This window comes from Actinotalea ferrariae CF5-4, from assembly GCF_000603945.1.
Taxonomy (GTDB): Bacteria; Actinomycetota; Actinomycetes; order Actinomycetales; family Cellulomonadaceae; genus Actinotalea; species Actinotalea ferrariae.
Window position 1 is genome coordinate 1 of record NZ_AXCW01000473.1, and the last position, 831, is coordinate 831.

Consider the following 831-nt stretch of genomic DNA (forward strand, 5'->3'; position numbering starts at 1 on the left):
GCAGCACACGATCAGCACGTCGCGGACCCCGCGGTTGGCCAGCTCGGCGCAGACCCCGGCCCAGAACTTCGCGCCCTCGGTGTTCTCGATCCAGATGCCCAGGACGTGCTTGATCCCGTCCATGTCCACGCCCACCGCGATATGCGCGGCCTTGTTGCGCACATGCGCCCCGTCGCGGATCTTGACGATGATCGCGTCGAGGTAGATCACCGGGTAGAACGCTTCCAGAGGCCGGTTCTGCCAGGCCATGACCTCATCGGCGATCTCGTCGACGATGTTGCTGATCGTCTCGTGGGACAGCTCGGTGCCGATCGTGGCCGCGAGGTGATGGGCGATCTCCCGGACCGTCATCCCACCGGCGTAGAGACTGATGATCATGTCGTCAAGGCCGCCCAGACGCCGCGCGCCCTTGGGTACCAGCATCGGGGTGAACGTCCCGGCCCGGTCCCGCGGCACGTCCAGGGCGACGTCGCCGACCTCGGTCGAGACCGTCTTGGGCGTGGTGCCGTTACGCGAGTTCGGGAAGTGCTTGCCCTCAGGGTCGCCCTTGTCGTACCCCAGGTGATCGGTCAGCTCGGCACGCAGTCCACGCTCGAGCGCCGCCTTGATCATCGCAGGCAGCATCCCGCCATCACCGGTCAGCTGAACCTCACCGGAGTCGATCCGGGAGAACAACCCGTCCAGGGCACCCGAGGCCACCAGCTCCTCGGCCATCGCCGCCGTCGCGTCCGCGCCGTTCGTCGATGCCGCCATCTCATCCATCATGCTCACGCGTACTGCGTCCTCTCGAGTCGGGCCCGAAGACCCTTACACAGAGAAGTTGACACCCCC

1 protein-coding gene is annotated in these 831 nt (G+C 66.4%); it reads right to left on the bottom strand.

Annotated features, from left to right (window positions below):
• Positions 1-714 (bottom strand): IS256 family transposase (locus N866_RS18870; protein ID WP_034229718.1); only part of this gene is annotated, 714 nt, incomplete at its 3' end.
• Between the last annotated feature and the right edge of the window lie 117 nt (positions 715-831).